Source organism: uncultured Shewanella sp., assembly GCF_947495455.1.
Lineage (GTDB): Bacteria > Pseudomonadota > Gammaproteobacteria > Enterobacterales > Shewanellaceae > Shewanella.
The window spans coordinates 23,397-32,244 of record NZ_CANLZC010000066.1; the positions used below are offsets into that span (position 1 = coordinate 23,397).

The window sequence follows — 8,848 nt, forward strand, 5'->3', positions numbered from 1 at the left end:
TTTCGAATAACCATGAAACTGCTTGAGGCACAACAATGATACAAAGCCAGAAACGGATCACCTTATTCAACATGATGAGAACACTCGTGGTGCTCTCTGGTTTACTGTTATTATCCGCTTGTAGTCAATCATTGACACGGCAAACTTGTGTCTCTTTACCTCAAGACAGCCTGTATTGTTTAGCCCCCTTACTCAAGCAAACACAGAGTCTAACCCAAAAGATCACCATTCAAGTTGGCACGCAGCAACATGAACTCATGGGACAACTGGATATGAGCCCCAATCATCTCACATTAGTGGGCCTTGCGCCTTTAGGACAAGCATTATTCACTCTAAATTACGATGGCCATACGCTCAATAGTGAACAAAGTATGCTCTTGAGTGATCAATTTAAAGCCGAATATTTAATGGCCATGTTGCAACTTATCTATTGGCCTCAAGTCGAAGTGAACCACTACTTACAAAATGCCCAACTGAGAAAGCTCGATAAAAGACCTAGCTCATGTGCCAGTGAAAAAGACATTAGTCAGGAAAAGTCAATGAGCTGTCATCAAGAAATGCAATGTAATGCAGTGTTTTGTAAAGCGCTATATAATACGCAGGAAAGATCAACTGAAAAACCAATATTGTCGATCCAGTACAGTCAATTTTCTCCTTGGAATGCAAGTGTAACATTGACCATACCAGCGGCACAGTTCAGGTTAACGATCACACCAATAACATAAATACACAGTCAAATGACTTGGACATATCTGACTGTCACCCTAAAACTTAAGCTGGCCCAAAGCCTGCGTGAAGACCATTATGACAAAGATAGCAATAACACAACTGGGATTGTGCACACCCTTAGGCCAAACAAAAGAAACAGTATTAGCGCACTTACTGAATGGCAAAAGCGGACTCAAACCACAAAGTGGTTTGCTCTTTGACAGAAGCGCAATGGTAGGGAAAGTGACCTGTGTTTTACCGACGATTCCAACCCCTCTTTCTGATTATAATACTCGAAATAATCAAATATTATTATGTGCAGCTAAGCAAATCGAATCAGCCGTTCATCTTGCTAAAAAACACTATGGTCAAGATCGTGTGGGTGTCGTATTAGGCACCAGCACGTCAGGCATTGAAAGTGGTGAACAAGCCCTCAAATTTTATCAAAAGCAGCATGCTTTTCCAGAAAATTATGACTATGCCCTGCAAGAGTTAGGTAATACCAGTGAATTCTTGCAAGCCTACTTCTCTTTAACAGGACCTTGCTACACCCTATCCACGGCTTGCTCTTCAAGCGCTAAAGTCTTTGCCAGCGCAAGACGCCTGTTAATGGCCGATCTTTGTGATATGGTCATTGTTGGTGGCTCTGACAGCCTTTGCCAATTAACCCTCAATGGATTTGATGCCCTAGAATCCATTTCAGATAAGCTTTGTCAGCCTTTCAGTGCCAACAGACAGGGCATTAATATCGGCGAAGGCGCTGCGCTTTTTACCCTTGAAAAAAACACATCTGTTCATTCATCTGGAGCTCAAATACAATTAGCGGGAGTCGGTGAATCAAGCGATGCACATCATATATCAGCGCCTCAACCTGAAGGTCGAGGTGCCATTGCCGCCATGCAAGCCGCCATCAAAGATGCCAATATTCAAGCGAGTCAAATCAGCTATGTGAATTTACATGGCACTGCGACTCAAAAAAATGATGCCATGGAAAGTCGTGCCATTCAGGCTGTTTTTCAACCTGTTATTCCCCCTGTCAGCTCCACTAAACCTTTAACGGGCCATACATTAGGCGCAGCAGGCGCAATAGAAGCCGCTTTTTGCTATTTACTATTATCCGATGAAAACTCCCATGCTCAATTGCCCCCTCATTTATGGGATAAACATATAGATAGCGATAACCCCGCTCTCCCCTTTGTTGAGCGCAATGAATTGACTCATCACAAACAAAAGCTTCGCTATATCATGAGTAACTCTTTTGCTTTTGGCGGCAGTAATGCAAGCTTGATTTTTAGTCGTGAGGACGACAATGCTGGTGAGAAGAATGCTGGTGAGGACAGTGCTCGTAAGGACAATGCTCGTAAGAAAAGGACAAACCATGATTAACTTAAACACGATTCAAAACCATGATGTTGCCGATTACCTTCCTCATGATGCTCCAATGATTTTTATTGATAAAATACTTGAGTATCAACCTAATACTTTGGTGTGTGAAACAAGCATCACTGCAAAAAGTCCTTACTTTGATGCCTCATTATCAGGAGTGCCGAGTTATGTTGGCATTGAATATATGGCTCAAACCGTTGCGGCACTAGCAGGTATAGAAGCAAAGAAAAGTGCCGATATTATTCGCATTGGTTTCTTATTAGGCAGTCGAAAATTACAACTCCATACCCCGCTCTACCAATTGGGTAAAAGCTATCACACTAAAGTGACACGACTTTATCAAGAAGAGACAGGGCTCGCCGTATTTGAATGTCAAATTCTGAATCAAAACAAGATTATTGCCGAGGCAAATATCAACGTATTTCAACCTCAAGATCCACAAGATAGTCAGGAAACCGCAAAATGAAGCAACGCGTATTAATCACAGGATCAAGCCGAGGAATAGGCAAAGCCATCGCGCTGAAATTAGCAAGTCAAGGCTATGATATTGCTATACACTTTCACAGTAATCATGAAGCAGCCAAGGCCACAACCACAGAACTTGAAGCCTTAGGGGCTCAAGTGACTTGTTTGCAATTTGATATCAGTGATCGAAGCGCAGCAAAACAAGCCATTGAAGCCGATATTCAATCCCATGGTGCTTACTACGGCGTTATTCTCAATGCAGGCATAGCACAAGATACGGCTTTTCCCGCCATGACTGAAAATGAATGGGATAGTGTGATCCACACTAACTTAGATGGTTTTTATAATGTGATCCATCCTTGCACTATGCCCATGATCCAAACACGCAAAGGCGGCCGCATTATCACACTGGCATCAGTCTCAGGGATTGCTGGAAACCGAGGGCAAGTGAATTACAGCGCCTCAAAAGCCGGAATAATAGGCGCTACTAAAGCCTTGTCTTTAGAGCTGGCTAAACGAAAAATTACCGTCAATTGTATTGCACCCGGGCTTATCGAAACCGATATGGTTAGCGGCTTTTCCAATGATTTAGTTAAAGAAATTGTGCCAATGAGGCGCATGGGAAAACCTTCAGAAATTGCAGGCTTAGCACAATTCTTACTCTCAGATGATGCCGCCTACATCACCAGACAAGTCATTTCAGTGAATGGAGGCATGATTTAAAATGAACACACATACTAAATCTGCCAGAGAAGAGCATGACACGCTAAGCGCCGCTCAAACCATCAAACAATCAAAGTCTTCACCCCATCGCCGCGTCGTCATAACAGGCATGGCAGGAATATCTTCACTGGGACAAGACTGGAAAACCATTGCCAAAAATCTCAAAAAGAGACAAAACTGCATTGTTAAAATGGATGAATGGGATAAATTTGATGGCTTAAATACTCGCTTAGCAGGGCCTATCACTGACTTTGAAGTACCCAAGCATTATTCCCGTAAAAAAATTCGATCTATGGGTCGAGTATCACTCATGGCCACCAGAGCCAGTGAACTGGCTTTAATTGATGCCGATCTATTGGACGATCCCATCATTCAATCAGGACAAATGGGCGTTGCCTATGGCTCATCAACTGGCAGTACCGATCCTTTACTCGGTTTTAGTAAAATGCTTGATACTGGTGACATGTCAAGTGTCACTGCCACTAGCTATATCCGCATGATGGCCCATACAACTGCTGTCAATTTGGGGGTTTATTTTGGCCTTAAAGGTCGCGTTCATACCACAAGCAGTGCCTGTACTTCGGGAAGTCAAGGCATAGGTTATGCCTATGAAGCCATAAAATACGGTCAGCAAGATCTTATGATTGCCGGTGGCGCAGAAGAACTCTGCCCAACTGAAGCCGTTGTTTTTGACACTCTTTTTGCCACCAGCACAAAAAATGATGCTCCTAGCACCACACCCAGTCCTTTTGATCAAGATCGCGATGGTTTAGTCATAGGTGAAGGCGCTTGTACTCTCATTTTAGAGGAACTGGAACACGCCCAAAATCGCGGCGCGAAAATTTATGCTGAACTGGTAGGCTTTGGCACGAATTCAGACGGCCAGCACGTCACTCAGCCCAATAGTGACACAATGGAAACGGCCATACGCTTAGCCATCAAAGATGCTCAGATCACGCCCAATGCCATTGGATACGTCAACGCTCACGGCACTGCCACAGAGCGAGGCGATGTTGCCGAGACTCAGGCGACACAAGCGGTTTTTGGAGAAAAACAAGTCATTTCATCACTGAAAAGTTATACCGGTCATACGCTAGGTGCTTGCGGCGCATTAGAATCTTGGCTAAGCATTGAAATGATGAATGAAGGCTGGTTTGCGCCTACGCTTAACTTAACCCAGATCGATCCCGCTTGTGGTCGTTTAGATTACATTAAAGATGATATTCGCTTTATCGACACTGACTATGTCATGAGTAACAACTTTGCCTTTGGCGGCATCAATACGTCTTTAATCTTTAAAAAGTGGACGGATTAACCCCTATTTATCCCCGTGATACTTGAAGATTACCCTTTAACCTTACTTCCCCACTTTGTAAGAGCAAGATCATGCTTTATAAAAAAGCATGATCTTGCTCTAATAATCTCACTAAAAAACACCAACAAAGGTGAACGAACAGTTACAAAGGTGTACATTGATGTTAACTCTCATACGAAATGCATGATAAGAGTTAAAATGGATCAGTTAGTTAACGGATTACTTCAATATGTACCCTAGTATTAAACAAACAGATTATTATCCTGTTTTTACTCGCATATCTTGTTTTCTAGCAACAAAACCTCCTGCACGCTGCCATTTTAAAACACAAGTACAAATATTCCATTACTCTGAATTGGGAGATAGTTAACATGATATATTCCCTCAATGATGTTTATATCACATCAACAGGATCTTATTTACCCGGCCCCGCCATTAATAATGCACAAATGGAAGACGTTCTCGGCTTAGTCAATGGCCAGCCTAGCCAGTTTAAAGACAGTATTTTACGCTCAAACGGCATTGAACATCGCCACTATGCGCTTAATCATCAAGGTCAGCCAAGCCACTTAAATGAAGAGCTGGCTGTTAATGCCATTATCGCGGCGCTAAAAAGAGGCCAAGCTCAAAAAGAAGAGCTGCAAATGATCGCTGCAGGCACCACTATGCCTGACATACTCGCCCCAGGATTTGCCAGTATGATCCAAGGTCGACTGGGGGGCAATCCACTGGATATTTTAAGTTGTGCTGGCATATGTGGCGCTGGCGCCGCAGCAATGAAAGCAGCCAGTAACACAATAAGAATTGGCCAACATCAAAAAGTGGTTTCAGTGGCTTCTGAACGCCCTTCCAGCTTTATGCGCGGCTGTCGATTTACTCAAGAAAGTCAGTTGGCTTCGACTCGAAAAGAAGTAGAAGACGGTTTTCAGTATTTTAATGCCGACTTTCTACGTTGGATGCTATCCGATGGGGCCGGTGCTATCATAATGGAAAATACCCCCTCTAAAATCAATCTTTCGCTACGCCTAGATTGGATGGAAACTTTCTCCTATGCCAACGAGCTTGATACTTGTATGTATCTTGGCACTAATCAGGCAAAAAATATGCAAGTCAATCATTCTTGGCTTTGGGAAGAGAGCATTGCAGCGGCCGAAACCCAAGGCAAGTTGCTCCTTCGTCAGGATGTGAGACTGCTGGCCGATAACATAGTCCCCATTACCGTTCATGCCGCTAAGACCCTTAAGCAAAGAGGCATGCTGAATAATGAGGCCATAGATCATTATCTGCCTCATATTAGTTCTTATTTCTTTATGGATAAACTCTATAACAGTATGAAAGAGCAAGATGTTGGCATTGAGCAAGACAAGTGGTTTACCAACCTCAAACACAAAGGAAACACAGGTTCAGCCAGTATTTACATCATGCTTGATGATGCATTAAGACAAAACTTATTTAAGCCCAATGAAAAAATTCTGCTGATGATCCCCGAATCCGGCCGCTTCTCGGTAAGTTATGCTCAGCTAACAGCAATTGCACCTCAATAATAAGGACATTAGACTATGCTACACGAAATCAATACCCCCTATAGCGTCGAAACTATTTATGCCAGATCGCCTATTGGCGATCGCATGGCCAAGCTTAACAACCCTGTTTTTGAATGGTTAGGCTTAGCCTTAGGCGCTGTCTGGTGCGAATTTGAGGAAAAACTAAGCACCATAGATATAGTCAAAAAAATAGAAAGTAAACACTTATCCCTCGCTGAGTACCAATCTTACTTACTGAATATGCGTCAGCAAGTGAAAGAAGGCTCACGCTGGATCTCTCGCGCCGCCAGTAGCATGGATGATAGTCATGCTTTACTGCGCAACGCCTTAATTGCCCATTCGGCAGCCGAACATAAAGATTTCACTATGCTTGAACAAGACTATGTCAAGGTGGGTGGGGAACTCTCAAGGATCCAAACAGCTGAAAAAAATATCGGCTCTGAAGCATTACACGCCTATATTTTTGCTCAAGCTTCTCAAACTAATCCCGTTCATGCTTTTGGTGCCACCTTTATCATAGAAGGTATGGGCACAAAAAAGGCTGGATTATGGGCCCACTGCATTAGCAAAGCCTTGTCCATGCCTATTGAAGACATCAGCTTTTTATATTATCACGGCAAAGCCGATGAAGATCATTATGAAAACCTAATGAAAATTTTAACTTCACCTTTTATTACTGAAGAAGTGGCGGTTCGCTTAGTCAAATGTGCCAAAGTCGTTGCTCGCTTGTATGCACTGCAATTAGAAGAGTTAAATCAGTATTAGAGAAGGAGCGCCATTATGACTGTGCATAATAGACAAGATCCTCACTATTTAGATGAGTTTGTTTTAACACCTAATGTGGCAATCGATGCCGATGTGCCACATAAACAACACAATAAACCCTCACGGAATAGACAAGACCCAAATCATTTTGACGCATTCGTTTTGGCGCCTCACATTAATATTGAAGCAGATAACCAACACAGGCAAAATATTGATTTACAACGCCCTACTCGACGCTATCTTTATCCTTTGATCCGTTTTATATCCAAGATCCTCATTGTCATCATCATGTGTATTAAGCGAGTGTTGCCTTTTCTGGGATCCGAGTATTTATTGAATAAATTAGGCGTCTGGTTCATTAATCATATGGTCTCCCCCGAGGCGGCCTATTATTTTCTTCAGCACTTTCACACCGAGGCTAACCTCATTAATTTCCTTGCCAGAAACAGCAAGGGGGATGATGTGCATGAAGTGGACTTAAAACCCACAAGCATAGATCAACTGGGCAATCATAATGGGGTCAATGCCATTAAATTACATGATGTTAATCTCTATAATTTAATATTAGATCTGGGTCACTCCCATAGTGCCAATGTCAGCCAACAAGTGCCATTGGATAAACTCGACTTTTCTATGCTAACCATTGACAATATTGATGTTGAGCCCAATCGAAAACGCCTGATCAATCTGGATATGGATACCTCACTCTATATTATGGGCATTTTTATGGCGCTGTTTTTTACCGACAGAGAAATAGAGCGAGCGATCACATCATTACAGTTTGATGAAAGCATCATGGTCTCCCTCGCGAAACTCACAGGTGACGATCAATTTAAACACTGGACCCCCATGAAGTTTACTAACTGGCTGGGCTACAGCTCAGATCCCATTCGCGATCTCAGATGGCACATGATGGTGCACGATTACGCCCATGCTTATCTTAAAAAACTCAACCCCAATTGAACACCCGATCTCAACCACGATCCATTGTTGAAAGCATATGTAGAGAGCATACACTTGAACAGGTCATATATGAGTGGGGCAAAGGTAAAAAGCGCCCCACTTATCCTTTAATCGACCCAAACATCAATCCGAGCATCAAAGTACATAAAAACGGTGCGCTTAGCTCATAAAGCAGCATTTATCAGCATGGCTATATCGGCAACTTTTCGGTGAAAAAAGGGTTCTTCTTCAGGCTTAAAACATGGACTTTATCTAAGTGCCAAAGTCGCTGTTTTATGCGAATGCAACTAACAAGTGCAAACTACCCTTTATTCTCATTCATTCCATTGTCTTATCAATTCATCAAGGGCTTGAATTTCATTGCTAAGATTATTCTTAAAATCTTTTAGCCTCTTTGTTTCATCCCATAAATTTGTAATCTTCAGAGCATACAGTTTTTTTGTGGGTTTACCCAATTTGGGATTATCTTTAATACTAATATCATCTAAATAATCTTCGAGTGTCCTAACTTCTGTATTATTCTTCTTGTACCATAGCCCTAGCTTGTAACCTTTTTCTGACAAACTAGCAAACTCAGCAGCAAAAAAATCTTTAGCTTCTGAAAAGTTAGATTGATCTATAATTTTATTTTCTTTTTTAATGGCATCACTATCTGTTATGAGGTAAGCATTCCTACTGAAACTAAAGATACTTACAAGCTTTTTAAATTCATTATTCTTAGATTTCTTACCTTTTATACAGTATAAGCTATCTAAAAGTGTTCCCCCAAACATCTGAAATTCATAATGATACCCTTGTATTAATGGAGGTAGATTAACCTCAGATCGGTTTAACGCATTACTGTCATCGCGTTGAATTCGGCTGATGTTATATTAAGTTGTGGCTTTCTCTCTTTGAGTTGGTAAGCCACTAAACCACCTATTATATTGAGCATAAAACCATGCACACTTCGGTGTCTAGTATGCTCTATTTGTGAGAT

General features: G+C 42.0%; 9 protein-coding genes and 1 pseudogene. 8 read left to right on the forward strand and 2 right to left on the reverse strand.

Features of this window, described 5'->3' with window-relative positions; all coding sequences use genetic code 11:
* Positions 1-35 precede the first annotated feature (35 nt).
* From Q0791_RS16195 to Q0791_RS16230, 8 genes are all read left to right on the forward strand, one after another.
* Positions 36-725 (forward strand): DUF3261 domain-containing protein, encoded by a 690-nt coding sequence (locus tag Q0791_RS16195; protein WP_299008565.1) that lies wholly within the window; start codon positions 36-38, stop codon positions 723-725.
* A 79-nt stretch (positions 726-804) separates the two neighbouring features.
* The gene (locus Q0791_RS16200) at positions 805-2,094 is read left to right on the forward strand and encodes a beta-ketoacyl-[acyl-carrier-protein] synthase family protein (protein ID WP_299008567.1); all 1,290 of its coding nucleotides are present in this window, start codon (positions 805-807) and stop codon (positions 2,092-2,094) included.
* Entirely contained in the window at positions 2,087-2,560 is a 474-nt protein-coding gene (locus tag Q0791_RS16205; RefSeq protein ID WP_299008571.1) for a hotdog family protein, read from the forward strand. The genes Q0791_RS16200 and Q0791_RS16205 overlap by 8 nt, the downstream gene beginning before the upstream one ends.
* Positions 2,557-3,282, forward strand: coding sequence for a 3-ketoacyl-ACP reductase FabG2 (locus Q0791_RS16210; RefSeq protein WP_299008574.1), 726 nt, complete (start codon positions 2,557-2,559; stop codon positions 3,280-3,282). The genes Q0791_RS16205 and Q0791_RS16210 overlap by 4 nt, the downstream gene beginning before the upstream one ends.
* Position 3,283: 1 nt before the next feature.
* The gene (locus tag Q0791_RS16215; RefSeq protein WP_299008577.1) at positions 3,284-4,597 is read left to right on the forward strand and encodes a beta-ketoacyl-ACP synthase; all 1,314 of its coding nucleotides are present in this window, start codon (positions 3,284-3,286) and stop codon (positions 4,595-4,597) included.
* A gap of 371 nt (positions 4,598-4,968) precedes the next feature.
* Entirely contained in the window at positions 4,969-6,141 is a 1,173-nt protein-coding gene (locus Q0791_RS16220; protein WP_299008579.1) for a 3-oxoacyl-[acyl-carrier-protein] synthase III C-terminal domain-containing protein, read from the forward strand.
* A gap of 15 nt (positions 6,142-6,156) precedes the next feature.
* A complete protein-coding gene (locus Q0791_RS16225; protein WP_299008582.1) occupies positions 6,157-6,906 on the forward strand; it encodes a hypothetical protein in 750 nt (249 codons plus the stop codon).
* A gap of 15 nt (positions 6,907-6,921) precedes the next feature.
* On the forward strand, positions 6,922-7,869 hold the full coding sequence (locus Q0791_RS16230; protein WP_299008584.1) for a hypothetical protein: 948 nt from the start codon (positions 6,922-6,924) through the stop codon (positions 7,867-7,869).
* 314 nt (positions 7,870-8,183) lie between these two features.
* On the opposite strand, the gene Q0791_RS16235 is transcribed toward Q0791_RS16230, so the two are convergent.
* Together Q0791_RS16235 and Q0791_RS16240 are read right to left on the reverse strand one after the other, a co-directional pair.
* The gene (locus tag Q0791_RS16235) at positions 8,184-8,642 is read right to left on the reverse strand and encodes a hypothetical protein (protein WP_299008586.1); all 459 of its coding nucleotides are present in this window, start codon (positions 8,640-8,642) and stop codon (positions 8,184-8,186) included.
* 56 nt (positions 8,643-8,698) lie between these two features.
* Positions 8,699-8,848: pseudogene (locus Q0791_RS16240) on the reverse strand (IS982 family transposase); the annotation flags it as partial.